Origin of the sequence: Anabaena sp. FACHB-595 (genome assembly GCF_048568275.1) — a bacterium.
GTDB lineage: Bacteria > Cyanobacteriota > Cyanobacteriia > Cyanobacteriales > Nostocaceae > Trichormus.
The window spans coordinates 2669418-2690906 of the sequence record NZ_CP183473.1; the positions used below are offsets into that span (position 1 = coordinate 2669418).

Consider the following 21489-nt stretch of genomic DNA (forward strand, 5'->3'; position numbering starts at 1 on the left):
GTCAACAGTCAACAGTCAACACAAAAAATAATTAACGTCCTTGAAGCGCGCGTAGTTGACTATTAAGATTGTTCAACTTCTTCTTATCTGCATCGCTCAAACCAGTTTTGGATTGCAATTCTAAAACCTGTTTAGCAATATCTAATTCACGAATAGGATTCCAGGTTTTATCATTAGCCGGAACTAATGCTGACCACTGTAAAGGTTCGAGAATTTTTCTATCTTTAAAGTTGTAGAAGAAGTTACGTAACTTTTTCTTGACATCTTCTGGTAAGTCCTTGCGATAAGCAATCGGATCACTAGGAATAATGGGGGATGTCCAGATGATTTCAATCTTCTTACGTGCTGAGGGATTAGTTTTTTCTAATCTCTCTAATGACTCATTGTTGTTTGTAGCTACATCTACCTGATTATTAGCAACCGCTAAGGCTGTTGCTTCGTGACTACCGGAGAAAATCAACCGCTTAAATACTTTTTTGGGATCAACTTTGTTTTTAGCGAAGACATAATAACTTGGGACTAAAAATCCAGAAGTTGAGTTAGGTTCATTGAAAGCAAAAGTCAGCTTTGCCGCATTTTGAAGCACATACTTGTCTCCTCCTTGTCTTTTAGCTGCTGCTGTGATTGGATTATTTTTATTAGCAATTAAGTGAGAGTAGTAGCCTTTCTTGCCATCAGTAGCAACGGTCTGAGCAAAGGCTTCTGCATTAGCAATTCTGGCGGCTTCAATATAGGATTTACCACCATACCAAGCTATGTGTACTTGACCAAAACGCATGGCTTCAATTACGCCTGAGTATTGAGTAGCATAGAAGGCTCTAACAGGAATACCCAGAGACTTTGATAAAGCAGCAATAAAAGGTTCCCACAAAGGTCTTTGATTAGATTGGGATTCTGTAGATATAATCCCAAAATTAAGTTCTTTAATAGGCGCAGCCTGTGCTGGTTTTATCCAGTTATCGGCAATAGTGGAAATAGTTTTAGTCCCTATTAAAGATGCACCAAATAAAGCAGAGCGTTCAATAAATAATCTTCTTTTCATAATTAATTACTACATTAACTAGAGATTTATTTGGCAAAATTAGGCTATAAAACCTTAAAATCTAGACAACATCTGGTTTTTGAATTTTGAATTGGTATTATACGAGCAGTTCACCATGTCCTCGCATCACCAATTCTTCTGCTGCTGTACCGTAAATTTCATTGAGTTTTTTGTCATCTAGTTCTACAGTTGCACCATCAAACATCACTTCTCCATCTCTGAGAGCGATCGCCCGATCAAAGTAACTACGCACCATCTGAATCTGATGTAGGGAAGCAACTACAGTAATTCCGCTTTGGCGATTTAACTGCACAAGTAACTCCATGACTTTACGCGCTGACTCAGGATCTAAAGACGCAATGGGTTCATCAGCGAGGATGATTTTCGCTCCTTGCACCAAACAACGCGCGATCGCCACCCGTTGCTGTTGTCCTCCAGACAGCTTAGATGCTCGTTTGTAAGCGTGTTCAATAATACCTACTCTCTCTAACGCAGACAGAGCTTGGGCTTTTTCTTCTTTAGAAAATAAACGTAAGATTGAGCGCAAAATAGACAATCTTGCTAGTTTACCAACAAGAACATTTTCGATGACTGTTAACCGATTGACTAAATTAAACTGTTGGAAGATACAGCCTATCTGGCTTCGTAAAGACGTAATTTTAGAGTGTACTTTTCCTTTACTTTGTAAGACTGTACCAAAAATATAAACTGTTCCAGCATCTCCAATATGCAGGCCGTTGATGTGCCGCAAAAGGGTAGATTTGCCTGAGCCAGATGCACCTATCAGGGCAACCATTTCTCCCTCATTGATAGAGCAGTATACATTTTTAATCGCTGTCTTACCTTTGAAACTTTTCGAGAGATTACTAACTTCTATAGCCACTGTAGTTGCCATTTTTTTGACATTTATATGTCTCTGTCAAAAATTAATACTATTAATCGGTTAATAAAAAATTAAGAAAATACTAAATTATAGGTTAATTATTTACTTATCACTCCAATGAAAGAGGTAATTAGAAATATACCTCTTTATAATAAAAATTTTCTGATATCATGATTTCTATACATATTTTAATTAAGTTTAAATTAAAAAAAGACTAATTTTTGATAAAGGCGGAAGGGGTTGTTCATAAGTAAATACGCTTTATTACTCTGCAAGACTAAAGCAAGAGACTGTTAACCGGATACCAGCCATTAATTAGTGATTAAATTAGGGATAAACAGAGAATCATTAATAATGAATGCTCCATTTAATTAAGAATAGGTAAATACATGACAATTGTTTTTATTTCAAGACAATCTCTGGTGTGTAGTGAGTAATTGTGCTTTGATATTGTTAAAGTTGATTTTAAAAATATTTCTTCCAGAAGATTGACTTTTTTACCATCCAACATTGATTTTTTGTAATTAAATATTAAATTCATAGCTTAATTAGTCAATCAATTTGCCTAACAGCTTTGAATGGCAATGAATTAAAAAATCAATGTGAAAAAATTATTTTCGCTATTTTCTACCAGGTGTGAGGATACATTCATGCAGAAATTTTGGGTAAATACTTTGTTATTTAGTCCAGCAATTGTGGGCTTATTCATGGTTGCAACACCAGTTATGAGTTCTGAAGTACCTGTAACTGAAGCACCTACCATAAATCAACCTTCCAGTTTTAGTAGTGCTGAGACTATCGGACAAGTAACTTCGGTTTCACAGCTTTCTGATGTCAAACCGACAGACTGGGCTTTTCAGGCTTTACAATCCCTGGTGGAAAGATACGGTTGTATAGCAGGCTATCCTAACGAAACTTATCGCGGTAATCGTGCTTTGACTCGTTATGAGTTCGCTGCTGGTTTGAATGCTTGTTTAGATCAGATCAATCAACTTATAGCTACTAGCACATCTGAACTGGTCAACAAAGAAGACCTAGCAACACTGCAAAAGCTACAAGAAGAGTATGTATCTGAGTTGCAAACTATTCGAGGCCAAGTAGATGCTCTAGAAGCTCGTACTGTCACTTTAGAATCACAACAATTCTCCACAACTACTAAACTGCGGGGAGAAGCAATTTTTGCATTGGCTAGTGTATTTGGCTCTGATAGAGCAATCAACACCGATGCTCAAAATCGTGGTGCTAGCAGACCGAATCTTGAGGAAAATGTGATTTTTGGCGATCGCGTCCGGTTGAACTTCGATACTAGCTTCACTGGTAAAGACCGCCTCAGAGTTAGGTTACAGGGGAGAAATATTACCTCATTCAATACCTCTGTAACTGGAACAAACCAAACTCGTTTAGGATTTGATGGTAATGAATCTAACAATGTCAGCGTATCGGCTTTGTTTTATCGTTTCCCTATAGGTGAGTCTACAATCTTCAACATAGCAACAGAAGGGTTGGAATATATTGATGAAGTACCTGCTTTGAGTAGCAATTTCGATTCTAGTGGTTCAGGCGCAGTATCCCGTTTTGGGCGTTATAACCCAATTTATCGAGCCGCAGAAGGGCCAGGTATCATTATTAGTCACAAGTTTAATGATGCTTTGACCTTAACTGCTGGCTACGTTGTCCCATCGGGTGTTGGTAATGACCCTAGTAACGGGAGAGGCATTTTTAATGGTAGTTATTCTGCATTAGGTCAACTGACCTTTCAACCAACCACAACATTAGGGTTGGCTTTTACTTATGTCAATGCCTATTACACAGAAGGTAGCGGAGTTACAGGCAGCACTGGTACAGGCTTTGCCAACAACCCATTCAACGGTGCGCGAACTTCTGTAAATAACTATAGCCTCAGTGCAAATTACAAACTTAGTCCTAAGTTTACTATCACCGCTTGGGGTGGCTACACTAATGCTCAAGCGGAGAATACAGCCGTTGCTAGGAGTAATGCAGATATTTGGAACTGGGCTGTTCAGCTAGGCTTTCCTGATTTGGGTAGAGAAGGTAATTTTGGTGGGATTGTGTTTGGTGCGCCACCTTACGTTGCTAATAATCAATTCGTAAGTGGTAATAATCGCCGCCAAGACAATGACACCTCCTATCATTTAGAAGCTTTCTACAGATATAAGCTAAATGACAATATTGCTATTACCCCCGGATTAATCACTATCTTTAGTCCTGAAGGTAACAGTGAAAACCCTAATATATATGTAGGAGTAGTCCGTACTACTTTTAGTTTCTAATAGATGCAACTTCCGCCAAGTCTTTCTCTTACTAACCCCATGTGTGCGGACTTTCCATTCACCTTCACCGTACACTTTTACCCCTGTCGAATCCACCACTACATGAACAGCCTTGTCTTTTGGCACTACTCGCAGTTACCCAATGAATCGGGCCGTTGTCCTGCACGATAACTCTGATGCGTCCTGATTGTTTGGCTTCTGCTGCTTCAAGCTCCATCATTTGGATATAGGATTTGCGTGAAACGCCGCCAATCACCAAACCGTATACAAAACTAACTAGGGGTTGAAGGAACCCAATAATACTTAACCTTCGCCCCCTGCGGTTAATTTGCTCCAAGCGTTTTTGCCTCAGGTTCAACAGAGTTTTATCTTGCTCTCTAGTCAGAAATACCCTTAAACGATTGCCTATATCGCTGTTACCTTGGTAGACACATTGTACGTATTTACTTATCTTTACATAGTTTGGTTTTTTCACCTCGTTCTACTTACAGATTTTAGTTTCTATTAGAAAAGAAATGCTCAAAGCTTGATTAGATAAAAGTTACAGTGTTTCGCTACGATTATTGTTTTCCGGAAGTGAGAGAACAGGAGTAAGGATTTAGCGATCGCTCAGAAAGATGGACAATTAATTTTCAACCTGGAATCTGGGAAGGTGAAAACCAATTAAGTTACACAGGAAGTATTACAAGCTTTTGAACAAGCGAATAATCAAGCTATGGCATCTCTAGCTAATACTAAAAAGGAACAGATGGAAATGCAGGCATGAACTGCCCCACCCTGCGCTTTCGCTTAGAGAGTGGTTTTCTACATCCTCACCCCTGGAGTAAGATTTTTGACATAACAAAGATATTATTATTTATTAACTATTCACCAATTACCTTTTATTTTTACCTTTCATTAAATTTTACTTAAACTCATGCCATCAAAATAGTTTAGTTGCAAATAATTGGGCAGTTATTTCCAGATTTTCTAAAGAATATCATTACCTATTGGCATCACTGATTTTATCGGTGATTAACTCTTATTTGTCAGCCAGAAAGAGTTAAAAATGTAAGACCAAAAATTCCACTGTCCATCATATCAAAAGTTTATACTGAGGAAAACAGACATGAAATTCGGTTCACAACTAGTCCTTGCTGCTGCTAGCTTAGTTTTGGGGTTAGCGAGTGTGGAAATAAAGCCAGTATCGGCGGCTATTGTTAATTATACTTTTACGGTTAATAGTCCTACAAAAACAGGTAGTGGACTATTCAGATTTGATAACTCAATTTTGGTTGATGGTGAGACGAGAGTTCAGTCTCTTTCTTTTCAATTTGCAGGTGAATCTACTATTTATACCGAACAAAATGATCCTAACTACCCAGATTTCCCTATTGTTTTTCTCAACAGGTTTTCTACAGGTAAAATATCTTTCGCTCTAGATTATCAATTTGATAATCTTGCTAATCCTGATAGTTTTATCAGATATGAAATCGCTGGTGAAGATTTTACGATTTACTCTCTAAATGACCCAAATTTTGAAGTCACATCAGGTATAGTTTCTTACACACAAATTCCCGAACCTGCCATGCTAGGAGGTGTTGTTTTAGTGGGTACTGTTACCTTTATGAAGAAGAAAAAACTCATTGTCAGATAAAAGCATCAGTTTTGCTAATTATCTCTTTAGTGAAGGCTATTTTTATTTGAAGAATACATTCGTCAGAATACAATCAGTGGTGGATTCAGACCTGCCACTGATTGAAGACCACCAAATCAGAGATTTGGCTCCGTGCTTAAACCCATTTATTCATCCACCAGTCGCACAGAATTCATACTGAATTTTGGCTTATGACTCCTGAATCCTGTTTGATAAAACCTTCTGGTAGATAATGGAAAATGAGCTATTGATAATTCATTTTCCATTTTTTAATTTTGAACTGTTAAGTAGCCTTTTATAAATCTGATATTTAATTATTAATTATAGAAAGTTTTTATCTTTATATTAACCTTATCTTAGTCAACAATTAATTTCTATCTAGTAAGCTCTGACTTGCAAATACAACAAATAACACATTAATAAAAGTTACAGTAACTAAAACCTTTATTAGGATAGTAACTAATACCAATTATCTGAAATTTAGTTATTAATTCAAGTCAGCATACGACTATAAAATCTGACGCGCTGAATTTAACATTATCAATTGGTATGACAAGTAACGTATTTTTTGTGTTAGCTGTCGCAATGCTACAAACTATTTGTTAGTCAGGAGTAGAGAATGGTAAATTACCATAATGTTCAGAAGTTCCTGCAAAGTCGTATCAAGCGACGCAACTTAATCATTGGTGCGGGAGCATTTACTGGTTTAGCTATTGCCAGCCAATTTTCTCCTCAAAGAGCGATCGCTAAAAGCAGATTTCCCGATTATCCCTTTAAACTGGGTGTGGCATCAGGCGAACCCTACGACACTAGCGTTGTCATCTGGACTCGTTTAGCTCCCGAACCTTTAAATGGCGGTGGAATGCCACCTGTGAATGTGCCGATTCGCTGGGAAGTAGCCACCGACTCTAACATGAAGCGCATTATCTCCAGGGGAACTGTACTTGCAACTCCTGAACTAGCTCACTCTGTACGAGTAGTAGTAGAAGGACTCTCACCTCATACTTGGTATTGGTATCGCTTTAACGTTGGTAACGAAGCTAGTCCCATTGGCCGGACTCGCACTGCACCCGCATCCGGTAGTTTCTCCAATCAATTGAAGTTTGCGTTAGCATCCTGCCAACATTATGAGCAAGGTTATTACACAGCTTATAAGTATATGGCAGAGGATGACCTGGATTTGGTTGTCCATGTTGGTGATTACATTTACGAAGGTGGAATCAATCTGACTCGACCAAGACAACACAATAGTTCTGAAATTTTCACCTTAGAAGATTATCGCAATCGTCACGCTCTATATAAAACTGATGTCAATTTGCAAGCCACCCATGCAGCTTTCCCTTGGATTACAACTTGGGATGACCATGAAGTGGAAAACAACTACGCCAACTTGATCTCAGAAATTGATACTGAAGCAGACCAAGATCCAGCGATCTTTGCACAACGACGAGCCGTTGCTTATCAGGCTTATTATGAACATATGCCTCTGCGTCCCTTCTCCCGACCAGTCGGCTCTGATATGCAGCTTTACCGTCGGTTAAACTTTGGCAACTTAGCCACATTCAATGTTTTAGACACTCGCCAGTATCGCACCGATCAACCCTGTGGCGATGGTACGAGGACAGGTTGTTTAGACGCGCTTAATACTAATGCCACTATTACGGGTAAAGCTCAAGAAGATTGGCTATTTGACGGACTAGATAAATCTACTGCTAGGTGGAATGTGTTAGCACAGCAAGTTCCCATTGCTCAGAGAGACTTTACACCGGGAGAGGGACAATCTTTCAGCATGGATAAATGGGATGGATATGTGGCTTCCCGCGATCGCTTGATGACTTTTATTGCACAGCGTCAACCTTCTAACCCTATATCGCTAGCAGGTGATGTGCATTCTCACTGGGCAATGGATCTCAAAACCGATTTCAATAACCCAGAATCTGACATATGGGGTAGTGAGTTTGTATGTACTTCCATTAGCTCCGGTGGTGATGGTGCCGATATTACTCCCACAGTACAAGCATACTTACCGGATAATCCCCACATTAAGTTCTACAACGGGCAACGGGGATATGTGCGTTGTACCGTCACTCCTACTACTTGGCGATCAGACTATCTGGTAATGTCAAATGTCTTGACTCCATCTGGAACAATTAGCAATCGAGCTTCATTTGTAGTTGACAACGGTATTCCTGGAGTACGACAAGTAGTTTAGGTTGACTACTCCCCCAAATTCATTCGGGGAGAGTTTGACCTGTCGATGAACTTGTAGCAATAATAACAGAAGCTGTATGGTTATATACTGCCTTTCATTCAGATGCCCACGCAGGGTTTTTTGGTAAGATTCAGGAAACATATTTTTCTAGGGGAGTCACAACGGTACTCCCTATTTTTTTGTCTTCACCATCCTCTCAAAGTTTTGTCCTGCATCCCTTAGAGTTGCCTTGTCACCCTTTAAGATACTTAAATAAATCATCAACTATGGCATTAGCCGATAGAATGCTACCAAAAATCCAGTAACTAGAATCCACACTATAAACTCTCTGATTCTGCGCTACATTCAGCGTCTGCCAAAGACGAGTATTTTGATATTTTTGGAATAACTCTCTAGCACCAGGATCTACTGCTACAAATAAAACATCAGCATCAAGTAAATCTATACGTTCTAGGTTCAACATTATTAAAGTATCATCAGGAGTTTTAATTAACTGACGTTGAGCATTTGGCATAGAAATACCGACTTCTTGCAAAATACTGCCAGGAAATGAAAATTGAGAACGAAATTCGGGCAATTGTACCCCACCATGAAAACGGCTAACAGATACTTTTAGTTGATTGGTCTGATTATTTAGGACAGTTCGCAATTTTGTTAATCGCTGTTTATACTCAGTCAGTAAATTTTCAGCTTGTTCAGCCTTGCCTAATACTTCACCAATCTGCCGAAAAGATGTTTGCCATTTAGCATGAACATATTTAAATTGAACTGTAGGAGCTATTTTTGAAAATAACTGATAGTTTGCTGAATTAATCCCATACAAGCTAATAATTAAATCTGGATGTAAATTTAATATCTTTTCTAAATTAAATTGATCTTCTTTGCCTATATAATTGATACCAGACATTTTGCTCTTGAGAAAACTAGATTTGCTAGCTACATAAGTAGTATCAGGCGCACCCATAGGTTTTAATCCTAATGCTATTACATCTTCTAATGCCACCTGATCAGTGACTATAATGCGCTGTGGATTTAGAGGTACACAAGTTTCTCCCAATTCATGATTAATTAATCTACACTCTAAATTTGATGATATTTTATCTGGCAAACTACTCTGGCAAGAAATACTAATCAAGCATGAAATAGCTATGACTAAAAATAGTTGAATATGATAATAAAAATGCTTTTTCATGTTATATATTCTCCTACCATTGAAGTATGAGTATTGGAGACAAAAAGCGGTGTAGAAGTTCTTTCCGCTTTATTGCCTTTGTGTTACGGATATTTAACAATACAAGGGTTTGCGATCAGCTAAATTAGCTGTAACACATCAAAATTCAAAAGACACAGTTCCTAAAACAGTAAAAGGTGCTGCGGGAACAATGAAAAAGCTTTGAGACTCGTAGTATTTCGTATCGAAAAGATTCTTAAAATTGAGAGCAGCACGCCAATTATCTCGTTTATAGAAAATACTTGCATCGGTTCTCACATAAGAAGGAATTTTCAGATTATTGGGTAAACTCGCCTCTCGTTCGCCAACGTAAACAACACCAAGTCCTAATCCTAAACCCTGCAAGTTACCTTGTTGCAGTTCATAGGTAGTCCATAAACTCGCACTGTTGTAAGGTACACCAACTAACCTATTATTAACTAATGATGAGTTATTATCTTGGCTGATGTTGGCATCTGTGTAAGTATACGTGCCAATAATTTTCCAGCCAGGGAGAATTTCCCCAACAACATCTAACTCTACACCTCGACTTTTTTGTTCCCCTGTTTGAATGCTAAAGTTATCATCTTCAGGATCTGTTGTTAAAACATTCTTCTTGGTAATGTCAAAATAAGCTAAAGTTGCTGACAGACGCTTATTCAAAAATTCCTGCTTAATTCCTACTTCAAATTGCTCTGCCGTTTCCGGTTTAAAAGGCTCATTATTGCGAGTCTTGCCAAATATTTGTGGGTTGAAGGAATTTGTCCAACTAGCATAAATTGAGGTGGAATCAGTAGGTTGATAAACTAACCCTAGTCTTGGCGAAAACTTAGAGTCTGAAGTCTCATCATAGACTGTACCTGTTTCTACATCTCGATAAACTGAATCAACAGTATCAAAACGACCACCAGCAAGTAATTTTATTTGTGGTGTTAGTTCCACTAAATTCTGGAAATAGACTGCAATAGTATCTCCACCATATTCTTCATTAGACCTGCTAAGATCCGTAGGTGCTGGTGCGCCATACACCGGGTTGAAAATATCTAAATCGCCAATGCTGCCACTCAAAAAGTCGTAGCTGTATTTGTAATAGGATAACTCCAATCCCACGAGCATATTATGGACAATTGAACCAGTATTAAATTTGCCACTAATTTCATTTTGAAATGACAGATTATTCTGGGCTTCATCAACATTTCGATATCCCCTCGCTACCGTCTGTCCATCGGCATTGATTTCGTCTGGTTGCGCTCCTTTGGTATTACCACTAACGTTAATGACATTAAAGGCTTGGCGAAATTTCCAGTTATTGTTGTAACCAAATTCACTTTCTAAAGTATAGGTGAAATTATTAGATTTGAATTCACCTCGGTTGAGATTAGGTTCACCTAAAAAGCGGTTGATGGGCAGATCAAAAACTACTTTATTATTGGAAGGAAAACCCCGTTCAAAAGTGTAGTCATACTTTTGGTATTCATAACCAAAAGTAAGATTTGTCCTTTCTCCAGCCTTGACGGTAATGATTGGAGCAATAAAAGTGCTTTCATTTTCTACAAAGTCGCGGAAACTCCTCGCATTTTCGTAAGCTGCATTAATACGGTAGAGTGCCGCGCGATTTTCTAATAGGGGGCCAGAAAAATCAATTGATGAGCGATAAAAGTCGTTATTACCGATGGTACCGTTAATTTGATAGAAGGGGTCGGCTAGTGGCTTTTTGGTGATTGTGTTAACAACACCACCAGGACTAGTAGCACTTCCATACAAAACTGATGCAGGGCCTTTGAGAAATTCTACAAGCTCAATATTAGCGACATCACGGGGACTGATAAAACCAAAATCTCTAAAGCCATCACGTAGGGTTTCAAAACCCGTAGAAAAACCGCGAATAAAATAACCTTGAGATGCGAGTCCACCATAGGTTTCTTGAGGACGTACACCACTGACATTATCTGCTAGTTCATTAAGTCTGATTACTTGGCGGTCTTGAATGACTTCTTTGGGTATGACCTGTACCGATGCTGGAACATCCCGCAGAGGTACATCCAATTTTGTGGCTGTTGTTGCTTCCCTGACTCGATAGGTATCTTGTTCACCTGTAACTACCAGTTCAATAGGTGCATCAGTTTCAGCTGTTGGCTGTGCTGTGGGAGTTTCTGTAGTTGGTTTTTCCTCCGGTGGCTGTTGTGGTGTTTCTGGTTGAGATGCGGAAGGTAATACAGGTGTCACGCCAAATATTAAACCTGCATCGCTATCAAATAGTTCATAAGTAGGTGTTCCCACTTCTCCCGTGACAGTGATTCTGATAGTGTTACTGTCTTGGTTGACAACTGTAACTTCAGTAATACCCGCAAGAGGTCTTTCTTGCCGGAATGTATTTCCTGATGGCAAATTCAGTTGAGCATTAGTAATATTAACAATTAAGCTATTACCTGAACTGCTATTTGCTACTTGTAATTGTTCGCCTTGCTTAGTCTCTAAAATTACTTCGATAACTTTATCTTTAGTATCAATCCGCACTCCATTGACAAGAATTGGAGATTGAGGCGCTGATGCTTGAGATAGTAATCCTTGAGAATTTGTCGAGGTAAGACCACGTTCAGACAAGAGAGTGGGAATACTCCCCCAAGCCGGTTGTACTGCAATAAATACCCCTGCTAGCCATAAACCCATCAATAATTGCGGTTGTCTCTTCATCATCTCCTCACCTAGACCAGCCTCTCATACCAGAGGGTGTAATTTTAATAGCTAAGAATCTTTTTCAAGAAGCTTAATCTACAATGGATGTGATTTTGAAGACCTGATTGAACCTCAAACGGATTTTTTTGCGCCTCAAACGGATTTTTCCCATCCTCTGATAGCAAATAGCTGTATATTGGCTAATCTTCAAGCTCTCAGTAACAAATCATAGGTTTTAGGATTTGTGCCGAACTGTTTACGAAAAGCTGTAGCAAAGCGACTTTGATTGGCGTAGCCAACAGCACGCGCTACTTCTTTGACATTCATTTGACCTTCTAAAAGTAATAGGCGTGCTTTTTCCATCCGTTGTTGGTATAAGTAGCTAAATGCAGTTGTACCCAAGACTTGGCGAAAGCCCAGTTTGAGTTTGTAGTCGTTTAATCCTACTTGTCTAGCTAGTTCTAGTAAAGAAGGGGGATTATCGAGATTTTGAGTTAAGATTTCTTTGGCATAATGAATTCTATCGATATCATCTTCCTTTAAGGTAGAGGTTGTTTTAGAATTATTTTCCTTGGTGGCTAATTGTTCCAGTTTCAAGGCAATTAACTCTAAACATTTACTCTCTAAATAAATTTTTTTGGTTAAACCTATAAATGGACAATTGATAATATGTTCCAGAGCAACGCGCATTTCTGGAGTGGTATGATCAATTTGAAAATAAGACTCTTGACTGGTTTTGATGAGCTTTTGTAGGATTTGCGGCGAGATAGAATTTAAGCCACCTGTCATAAAACTCTGAATTAATTCAGGGGATTCGGGATGTATATCTACTTTTAATAGTCGTTGCGATCGCAAAAATTCTGATTCCTTATTCTGGTGGAAAGCACCACTTTGAAAGAAATTTTTTCCGGCATTAATATTATTCCAATGCCCTAATAGGTGAAATCCAAATTCCAAACCATCAAGGAAACTATCTGAAACGTTTTTTTCTATAACTAAATCATGCTGAAATTCAGTATCTATAATTAGTAAACTAATTTCCCGTAGTTCAATCCAACGTTCGTATCCACTGCCAAATCGTTTAGGGCATATATTAATAATATCAGATGGGTCTGATGGGTCTGGTTGTCTAGTGTTTTGATTGCGTTCTCTCCACAATTCTTGGTAATCTGCCAGTGAAATAATACTCGCCATGCCCCACCCTAGAAAACACCTCATCTCAATTACTTGACACTACTTATAGATAAACTTTCTCAAATAGTTTTGAAGTAAGTCTATCAGAGTGTCAGAATCTTGTCTAGAGTTCGGATAGTTGGTGATTAATCACCTAAGAAGTCAATAACGTCTTAAATACTTGAAACAGTTTAATTTTGGGGCTAGTTGACTACATAACTGTTTGCATGAAGTTCCTAAACGGTAAAATTTGCGAATCCAATCTAAAGCAGAGTATGGCACGCGCAGTCGAAGTGGGCGTAATATGGGCAGATATAACCAGTAATACGCCTTTTTGAGATTATTCCATTTTGAGCAAGGTTCTTGATGCAGGAAATCGGAAATGTCTACGACTAATCCTCTACCTTCGTGCATGATGACATTACGACCGTGGACATCATGAGGGTAAAGTCCACGACTTTGAGCATATTCAAGAGCGTCATCAATATCCCTGATGACCTGTTTGGGAATCGGTAAACCCAAGTGCATACAATCGTAGAGTGTTGTGCCGTAAAGACGTTTCAAGACTAAAAAGGCATCTTGGGCATACAAGCACTCAGAAAATGCCGGGTGAGAACCTAAACGATGATAAACTTCTACTTCTTCTTCATAGCCTGGCCGTTTTGGAGCATAAATTTTGACTACAAAGTCAGGGTAATCAGGGTGATAGACTACTGCTGCGTAATTTCCTTTGCCTAGCAGCAGCCAAGGTTGGGGAACATAAGTGACCTGAATTAGGTTACGCGGATTGACGCTTTCAATTTGTAAACTAGGTAGTAGTTCTTGATAAATGCTTTCTTGAAAATGGGTTGGTAGTGATTTGTTCATGTCGGCAGTATATAGCACCAAACAATAAGATACACTACCTGATTAACATGGACTATTACGGCAACAGTACAGGCTTATTTTGACCATTCTGGCTTGCGCCAGTCTTTGGTGCTGTGGTAATTATTGGGGGAAGCGAATGGAGAAAGTAGTACCACGATCGCGCTCTAAAAGAATCTTGCCTTTGATTTGCCTCACGAGGTTTTTGACAATTCTTAAGCCTAAAGAGTTGGCATTTTCCCAATCTAATGTTTCGGGAATGCCAATACCGTTATCTTTAACTAAGAGAGTTAATTGATTTCCTGGGACGGTTTCCAGGGAAATTATAATCTTATTGCCTTGTTTTTGTTCTGGAAATGCGTATTTCAGGCAATTAGACACCAACTCATTAATGATTAATCCGCAGGGAATAGCATTATCTAGATCCAATTTAATGCTGTTTGTTTCTATATTGATCATTATATTCTTTTGACTGACCCCATAGCAACGAAATAAGCTATCTGTCAGATTTTTGATGTAGTCGCTAAAGTTAATTTGATTAATATCTGCTGACTGATAAAGTTGCTCGTGAATCAAAGCCATCGACTGTACACGATTTTGGGATTCTGTAAATAGCAACAAAGTTGTTTCATCAAAAGAACGTCTAGATTGCATCCTGAGCAAACTAGAGATTATTTGCAGGTTGTTTTTAACCCGATGATGAATTTCTTTGAGTAAGGTTTCTTTTTCATCTAGCGATCGCTGTATTTGTTCTACAGCTTGTTTGCGATCGCTAATATCAGACAATCGTACTAAATTAATCCCCTGACCAGCTACAGTAATTTGTTTGGCAGCTAAATTCCCCCAGAAAAAATTACCTTTGCGAGTGGCATATTCAATTTCTCGACTCCACCAAGATTTTTGATTTAGTTCCTGGGTAATTTCACCCAATTGTTCGGGAGTAAATTGGTAACGTTGTAGTGTGTTTCCCTGAATATTGAGTAATTCTTCCTTATTGTCCACTTCAAACAAATCAACTGCACGGTCATTACAATCAAAAATTAATTGCGTGTCTATGTCTACTAAAAAAAGAGCATCGGCTGATTCATTAAAAATTGCTTCTCGCAAATCACGATGGTGAATAACTTCGGACTCGATTTTTTTGCGGGCGGTGATATCTGTCAAGCTACCTATATAACCAAGGATATTTCCATTTAGGTCGGTTTCGGGTACTATCTGGATGTAGAACCAGGTGATGCTGCCGTCTGGACGTACATATCTTACCTCTCGCCGACAAGTTTCAAATGAACTACATTGTTTTCCGCAGGGGCCAGAACAATCTACCACCAGGTGATAGCGATCTTCTTCATGGATATTTTCTAACCATCCTTTCTGCAATGCCGCTTGTGTTGGTTTACCCGTCATTAAACTCCAACGTTCGTTGACGTAAATACAATTACTAGCAGTATCAAGCCGAAAAATAGCAACGGGAGCCGCTTCTGTCAAGGTAGCATAGCGCTTTTCACTTTCCCGTAAGGCGGCTTCTACTTGTTTGCGCTCGGTAATATCATAGTTAATCCCAACCATGCGTAGTGGTTCACCCCACTCATTGCGTTGAACTAAAGCGGAGGCTTTGATAAAGCGGATACCGCCATTTTTTAGAACAATCCGAAATTCTGTATCAAATTCTCTGACTCCCTTGATGGCATCTTCAAAGGCCATCATTGCTTCATCTCGGTCATCTGGATGGAGCCTATCTATCCAATCTTGGGACTTTACTTTATTCTCAAACCCTTGCAAATCATATAGTTCATACATTCGGTTATCCCATTCCGCTTCCTGTATCATATCCCAGTCCCAAATACCGAGATTGGCTGAGCTGACTGCCAAGGTCAGTCGATCTGAAAGGTTACGTAGTTTTTCTTCTGTTTGTTTACGCTCAGTAATGTCTAAGATAGTGCTGATTAACTGGTATGGTTGCCCATGAGTGTTTAATATAACTTCGCCTCGTGATAGTAAATAACCCAAACTGCCGTCAGCGCGATAAAAACGATACTCTAGTTCATAAGCTTGTCTTTGTGTAATAGCTTGATGTAAGACAACATCGTGGTAGTTGCGATCATCCGGATGAATACAATCAAGCATTTCGTCGTAACTTGGTGTCCCGGACTCAGGATGGTGGCCAAATATGCGAAAAACCTCTTGTGACCAGATTAAGTTTTGCGTTGACAAATCCAGTTCCCAACTGCCCAAATGAGCAATTCTTTGTGCCGCAGCAAGAGTAGAGGTATTTTTGCGAAGTTGAGCTTCTATCTGTTTTTGCTGAGTAATATCTTTGGCAATTCCCACACCACCGATAGGCTTTCCCTCTTGATTAAACATGGGTTTAACCGAGAGAGCAACAGGGAAACGCGAACCATCTTTACGAATAAAAGTCCATTCTAATTCATCACTATCTTGCTGGGTTTTGACCAGGAAATCCTCAGGGGTAACTTCTCTACCCATCTCTTGTTTGAGTTCATTCATCCGTTGTTTGAGTTCCTCTGGCTCATGAAAAATGTTTGGTGTTAACTTACCAATCACCTCATCGGCTGAGTAACCCAACATCTTTTGAGCAGCAAGGTTAAAAGTTTGAATTATGCCCTCGGAATTGGTAGAAATGACTGCATAATCGATGCTTGAAAGAATCGCTTGTTGCAATTCGGAAACGGTTAATAACTGAGCTTCTGTTTCCTTGCGTTTAGTAATATCTGTTGCCGAGCCGCTCATGCGAATAGCATTGCCTGATTCATCCCATAAAGCCTGACCCCGATCTAATATCCATATATAGGAGCCATCTTTGCGCTGTAGCCGATATTCTTCTTGGAAAAAGGGTGTTTTGTGGGCTAAATGGTCGGCGATCGCCTTCATAATGCGATCGTGATCATCAGGATGAATCCGGCTTAACCATGATTCTCGATTTCGCCCCAGTTCCTCACTGCTAAAGCCCAACATTTCTTCCCATCGAATTGAGAAGAAAACTTCATTAGTTGTGATGTTTCTGTCCCAGATGCCATCATTGCTGCCTCTTAGTGCCAAATGCCAGCGTTCTTCACTTTCCCTTAAAGCGGCAGTGCGTTCTGCAACTCTCGCTTCCAGTTCTTGATTAAGTTTTTGTAATGCCTGTTCTGCCCGAATTTTATCGCTAATATCAACTGCTACACCACCAATAAATAATTCCCCCGTAGTTGCAGGTAAGGGGAATTTATAGACTAAAAAATCCCCCAACGTACCATCCAATCTGGGAGCTTTTTCAATGGTTTCGAGGATTTGTTGCGTTTGTGCTACCCGGTGAATATTATCCAAAAACGGCTGGGCTACTTCTGGGGTATAAAGCTCAAAAACTGTTTTGCCCGTCACATCCTCTACCTTGTCAAATGGCAGTTGAAAGGTACGGACATAGGTCTGGCTTAGATAAAGCATTCGGCCGTGGTCATCGGTAATCCAGGAAGCTGAGGGGCTGTTATTCATAAAAGCCTGAAACCGCGCTTCACTCTCTTGCAGGGCAGACTCCGCCTGTTTGCGTTCTGTGATATCAAAATCTATACCACTCATCCGCAGAGGGTTACCGTTTTGGTCGTAGAAAACTTTACCTCTACTGAGCGCCCAACGTGGCGTACCATCAAGTTTAATAAAGCGAAATTCGATGTTGTAATCTTCTCTGTTGTAGACAGCACAATTAATGGATTGTAAAACCCTCTCTCGATCATCTGGGTGTATCAGCGACACAACCATTTCAAAATGACCATTGAAGGTTCCCGGAACCATGCCAAATAGTTTTTCCAAATTCTCCGACCAGTGAATTCCACCTGTTTGAATATTCCATTCCCAGTTACCCATACACGCAGCATCTAGAGCCATAGTTAATCGCTCTTCGTTCTGCTGTAGAGCAGCTTCTGTTTGCTTCCGTTCGCTAATATCTACACAGGAACCGATATAACCCAGAAACACTCCTTCCGTGGTGAAACGGGGAGTGCCTGTATCCAAAATCCAACAATATTGTCCATCAAAGCGTTTGAGCCGATATTCCATTTGAAAATTTTGGCGGGCATCAAAGGCATTGACGTAAGTGTCTAAGCAATCTTTTAAGTCATCGGGATGCACTCCTTGAACCCAACCATCACCTACTTCTTTTTCTAAGGTTTTGCCAGTAAAATCTAACCAGGTTTTATTGAAGTAGTAGCAAAGTTTATCGAGTCCCGACATCCAAATCAGTACGGGAGCCGTATCAGCCATCTGGCGAAACCGTTGTTCGCTCTCGCGGAGAGTTGCTTCTACTCGTTTTCGTTCTTGTAGTTCCGTCTGTATTTGCTCATAGGCACTGGCTTGCTGAATTGCGATCGCTATCTGCACCGCCAACTGCTCCAATAAGTCCAGTTCAAATGACTGCCAATGATGGGGTGCAGCACATTGGTGAGCAATTAATAATCCCCATGATTTATTTGTCACCATAATGGGTACTATCAGAGTGGCTTTAACTTGAAACTGCTCTAGTAGTTCTAAATAACAGTTCGTTAAGCCTGCCTGATAAATATCATTAATCGCTCGTTTTTTTAGTTGATGGTTATGTCCTGCACTATCTTGAAAGCACTTATCTTCAATTTGCGCTCCTTTCGTCGCTATCCAACCGGGAAGTATAGACTCTGCGACCACAATTCCACTCATATCGGGTTGAAATTGATAGATTAGTACCCGGTCTGCTTGCAAAAACTGGCGCACTTCCGCGACTGTGACACTCAAAATATCTTCTAGCTTCAGGGATTGCCTAATTATTAAAGCGATCGCCACCATTAGCTGTTGCTGTTGCCGACTTTTTTCTAACTGTCTTGTCAGCAGCATCCGTTCTACAGCATAATGAATTGTACTTTGTAAGGTTTCCGGTGTCAGAGAATTTTTCACCAAATAATCTTGAGCGCCATTTTTCATAGCACAGACAGCGACACTTTCGTCACCTTGTCCTGTGAGCATAATCACAGCAGATTGGTTATTATTTAGGTGTTCTCTTAGTTTTTGCAAAAACTCTAATCCATCGTGATCCGGCAGTAAATAATCCAGCAAAATCACATCTGGTGTCTGTTGCTCACACCATGCCATTGCCTCTTGTGCTGTCTCAAATTGAAAAATCTCGTAGGTATGTAATCTATCCTGCTGCAAAAACAAACGATATATCTCCCGATCTTCGGCGCAATCATCAATCAGCAAAATGGTTAGAGGGGAGCGTTGATTCATAAGCTATATACAAAAAGGCGATCGGATTTCGTCAAAAAATTGAGATTCTCTATTTGCTGAATTAAAAATTCTTCTTAAATCAAGCTATATCTAAAAATAGATTAGTAAAAACCGAGCCAGTGAAATCCCTAATAATATTAATAGTTGTAAAAGTCTTTCTCTAGTTGTAAACTAATTTTTAACTCCTGGGTTAAAATGTAAATATTATCAACAAAACTTTAACATAATAGAATACTAAAGATATCTCCAGTAATGACAAAAATTTTAGTAATTGAAGACCAGGAAGATATTCGTAGCATTATTGTAGAAATGCTAACTGCGGAAAATTTCTATGTTATGGACGCAGAAAACGGACAAGTGGGGATTACTATGCTACAAAAAGAAATTCCCGATTTGATTATCTGTGACATTGCTATGCCTAAAATAGATGGATATGAAGTTGTTACTTGGTCACGGGAAAATCCAGAAACTGAAGCTATTCCTTTTATATTTCTTACAGCTAAAGCCTCTCAAAATGATATTCGTCAAGGTATAGAATTAGGTGCTGATGATTATCTAGTAAAGCCATTTACTAGAGCAGAATTACTGGGAGCAATAACAGCTAGATTAGAGAAACAAGAAATAATTAATAGACAAACACAAAAAAGACTCAACACATCTTATAGTTATCTGGCATCGACAATTAGAAATGATTTAAATAATCCTCTTAACTACGTTACATCGATATCAGAGAAACTCATCAATGACTATGAATTTATGAATCGAGAAGAAATCTTAAAAAAGATCAAAGAAATTTATAATTTAAGCAAAAATTTTCAGGATATAAATCTGAATAAGCGATAAATCTAATCAACTAGAAAATTAAATATGAATCCTATCCAAATTTTGATAGTTGAAGATGAGCAACTAGTGGCTGATGACCTGAGAGAAACTCTAGAATATTTGGGGTACGGTGTGCCTGCCTTAGTAGCATCTGGAGAAGAAGCTATTCTCATGGCAGGAATCTTGCGACCTGACCTAGTGCTGATGGACATCAGATTAGAGGGTAAAATCGATGGCATAGAAGCCTCTTTTGCCATCCAGTCTCGCTTTGGTTTACCTGTCGTTTACCTAACTGCTAATGCCGACCGCGCAACACTAGAGCGAGCTAAGGCTTCCCATCCTTTTGGTTATATTTTAAAACCCTTCGATGAAAGAATATTAGCTACCACGATAGAGATTGCCATTTCCCGACATCAAACAGAAGTTGAAGTAAAAGAAGCACTAATGGCTGCCAAAAATAGTCAGCAAATTGCTGAATCCAAAAACCAGATGAAATCACAACATCTCTACATGGCAGCACATGAGTTTCGTAACCCTTTAACTACAATTAAGCTCAGTGCCGAAATGTTGAATACCTATGGCGAGAAGATGTCAGAGGAAAAAAAACAAAAACATATCGACCGCATTGAATCTGCCACGGATAGCTTGACGAATCTGCTAGAGAATATACTCACACTTGGTAGAGCCGAAGCTGAAAATTTTGTATTGAACCCCACGCTGATAGAGGTAGTAAGTTTCTGTGAAGAAATAGTCGAGTCTTTACGGTTAACATTGAAAGAACAGTATGAAATTAATTTTGTCACAGATACTAAAAGTTGTATTGCCTGCTTAGATGAACAGCTACTGTGGCATTTACTAAATAACTTACTTTCTAACGCAGTCAAGTACTCACCCAGAGGTAGTACTATTTTGCTGCGGCTGACTTGCGACGAAAGTGATGTATATTTTCAAATTAAAGACCAAGGTGTAGGTATTCCCCCAGAATTTCAAGCTAAACTATTTGAACCTTTTCAACGTGCTGCCAATGTTGCCACGATTCCTGGCACAGGATTAGGGCTAGCAATTGTTAAGCAATGTGTCGATTTGCATCAGGGTACGATATCTATTGATACTACCTTAGGTCAAGGCACAAGTTTCGTAGTTAAACTACCACTGAAGGTAGATTCAATATCGGCTTAATTTTGATAAAAATAGCGCTTTTCGAGTTGATGAAGTATATCGTCAAAATCGTCAAATTTGCAATCATTTATCCATAGCAATCTAATTTTAGCCCTGTAATTACTAGGGTAAATAGGTAATAGCAAGAATAAATAAGGCTATTTTCAAGCTACTAAGGATTTTACAACAATTAAATCAGATTTCTAGACTTAATAAAAATTAACTAAAAGCTGACTTCTGGGAAAATTATTAATATTACCGATATCTATAAAAAA

The 21489-nt window shown here is 39.1% G+C and carries 13 protein-coding genes and 1 pseudogene; 5 read left to right on the forward strand and 9 right to left on the reverse strand.

What is annotated here, in order from left to right; genetic code table 11:
• Positions 1-31: 31 nt before the first annotated feature.
• Complete coding sequence (gene phnD / locus ACN222_RS11135; protein ID WP_010996387.1) at positions 32-1042, reverse strand: phosphonate ABC transporter substrate-binding protein; 1011 nt, start codon at positions 1040-1042, stop codon at positions 32-34.
• Between the two features lie 97 nt (positions 1043-1139).
• Complete coding sequence (phnC, locus tag ACN222_RS11140; RefSeq protein ID WP_010996388.1) at positions 1140-1937, reverse strand: phosphonate ABC transporter ATP-binding protein; 798 nt, start codon at positions 1935-1937, stop codon at positions 1140-1142.
• A gap of 638 nt (positions 1938-2575) precedes the next feature.
• Between phnC and ACN222_RS11145 the strand changes: the two genes are divergently transcribed.
• Entirely contained in the window at positions 2576-4216 is a 1641-nt protein-coding gene (locus ACN222_RS11145) for an iron uptake porin (RefSeq protein ID WP_044521288.1), read from the forward strand.
• Here the strand turns inward: ACN222_RS11145 and ACN222_RS11150 are convergent.
• Positions 4217-4324 (reverse strand): annotated as a pseudogene (locus ACN222_RS11150) (transposase); the annotation flags it as partial.
• A complete protein-coding gene (locus ACN222_RS11155) occupies positions 4281-4691 on the reverse strand; it encodes a hypothetical protein (RefSeq protein WP_010996390.1) in 411 nt (136 codons plus the stop codon). The pseudogene ACN222_RS11150 and the gene ACN222_RS11155, both read right to left, overlap by 44 nt.
• Positions 4692-5324: 633 nt before the next feature.
• Here ACN222_RS11155 and ACN222_RS11160 point away from each other — a divergent pair.
• Together ACN222_RS11160 and ACN222_RS11165 are read left to right on the forward strand one after the other, a co-directional pair.
• Positions 5325-5852, forward strand: a complete 528-nt coding sequence (locus tag ACN222_RS11160) for a PEP-CTERM sorting domain-containing protein (protein WP_096637139.1) — start codon at positions 5325-5327, stop codon at positions 5850-5852.
• Positions 5853-6471: 619 nt separating this feature from the next.
• Entirely contained in the window at positions 6472-8064 is a 1593-nt protein-coding gene (locus ACN222_RS11165) for an alkaline phosphatase D family protein (RefSeq protein ID WP_010996392.1), read from the forward strand.
• A 232-nt stretch (positions 8065-8296) separates the two neighbouring features.
• Here ACN222_RS11165 and ACN222_RS11170 read toward each other — a convergent pair whose 3' ends face one another.
• From ACN222_RS11170 to ACN222_RS11190, 5 genes are all read right to left on the reverse strand, one after another.
• Positions 8297-9256, reverse strand: coding sequence for an iron-siderophore ABC transporter substrate-binding protein (locus tag ACN222_RS11170; protein WP_010996393.1), 960 nt, complete (start codon positions 9254-9256; stop codon positions 8297-8299).
• A 138-nt stretch (positions 9257-9394) separates the two neighbouring features.
• Positions 9395-11971 (reverse strand): TonB-dependent siderophore receptor, encoded by a 2577-nt coding sequence (locus ACN222_RS11175; RefSeq protein WP_010996394.1) that lies wholly within the window; start codon positions 11969-11971, stop codon positions 9395-9397.
• Positions 11972-12157: 186 nt separating this feature from the next.
• Positions 12158-13144 carry a helix-turn-helix transcriptional regulator gene (locus tag ACN222_RS11180; RefSeq protein ID WP_044521290.1) on the reverse strand — a complete coding sequence of 329 codons (987 nt, stop codon included), beginning with the start codon at positions 13142-13144 and terminating at the stop codon, positions 12158-12160.
• A 141-nt stretch (positions 13145-13285) separates the two neighbouring features.
• Entirely contained in the window at positions 13286-13990 is a 705-nt protein-coding gene (locus ACN222_RS11185) for a serine/threonine protein kinase (protein WP_044521292.1), read from the reverse strand.
• A gap of 120 nt (positions 13991-14110) precedes the next feature.
• Positions 14111-19234 (reverse strand): PAS domain S-box protein, encoded by a 5124-nt coding sequence (locus ACN222_RS11190; protein ID WP_010996397.1) that lies wholly within the window; start codon positions 19232-19234, stop codon positions 14111-14113.
• 252 nt (positions 19235-19486) lie between these two features.
• On the opposite strand from ACN222_RS11190, the gene ACN222_RS11195 reads away from it, so the two are divergent.
• Both ACN222_RS11195 and ACN222_RS11200 read left to right on the forward strand, forming a co-directional pair.
• Positions 19487-20077: a response regulator gene (locus ACN222_RS11195; protein WP_010996398.1), complete on the forward strand. Its 591-nt coding sequence runs from the start codon at positions 19487-19489 to the stop codon at positions 20075-20077.
• Positions 20078-20101: 24 nt separating this feature from the next.
• On the forward strand, positions 20102-21235 hold the full coding sequence (locus ACN222_RS11200) for a hybrid sensor histidine kinase/response regulator (RefSeq protein ID WP_010996399.1): 1134 nt from the start codon (positions 20102-20104) through the stop codon (positions 21233-21235).
• Positions 21236-21489 lie beyond the last annotated feature (254 nt).

Bases quoted from the DNA above. Each gene is read 5' to 3' on its own strand.
- phnC (WP_010996388.1), bottom strand. From the start codon at position 1,937: ATGGCAACTACAGTGGCTATAGAAGTTAGTAATCTCTCGAAAAGTTTC.
- ACN222_RS11165 (WP_010996392.1), top strand. From the start codon at position 6,472: ATGGTAAATTACCATAATGTTCAGAAGTTCCTGCAAAGTCGTATCAAG.
- ACN222_RS11160 (WP_096637139.1), top strand. From the start codon at position 5,325: ATGAAATTCGGTTCACAACTAGTCCTTGCTGCTGCTAGCTTAGTTTTG.
- ACN222_RS11185 (WP_044521292.1), bottom strand. From the start codon at position 13,990: ATGAACAAATCACTACCAACCCATTTTCAAGAAAGCATTTATCAAGAA.
- ACN222_RS11175 (WP_010996394.1), bottom strand. From the start codon at position 11,971: ATGATGAAGAGACAACCGCAATTATTGATGGGTTTATGGCTAGCAGGG.
- ACN222_RS11200 (WP_010996399.1), top strand. From the start codon at position 20,102: ATGAATCCTATCCAAATTTTGATAGTTGAAGATGAGCAACTAGTGGCT.
- ACN222_RS11170 (WP_010996393.1), bottom strand. From the start codon at position 9,256: ATGAAAAAGCATTTTTATTATCATATTCAACTATTTTTAGTCATAGCT.
- ACN222_RS11145 (WP_044521288.1), top strand. From the start codon at position 2,576: ATGCAGAAATTTTGGGTAAATACTTTGTTATTTAGTCCAGCAATTGTG.
- ACN222_RS11190 (WP_010996397.1), bottom strand. From the start codon at position 19,234: ATGAATCAACGCTCCCCTCTAACCATTTTGCTGATTGATGATTGCGCC.
- ACN222_RS11180 (WP_044521290.1), bottom strand. From the start codon at position 13,144: ATGGCGAGTATTATTTCACTGGCAGATTACCAAGAATTGTGGAGAGAA.
- ACN222_RS11195 (WP_010996398.1), top strand. From the start codon at position 19,487: ATGACAAAAATTTTAGTAATTGAAGACCAGGAAGATATTCGTAGCATT.
- phnD (WP_010996387.1), bottom strand. From the start codon at position 1,042: ATGAAAAGAAGATTATTTATTGAACGCTCTGCTTTATTTGGTGCATCT.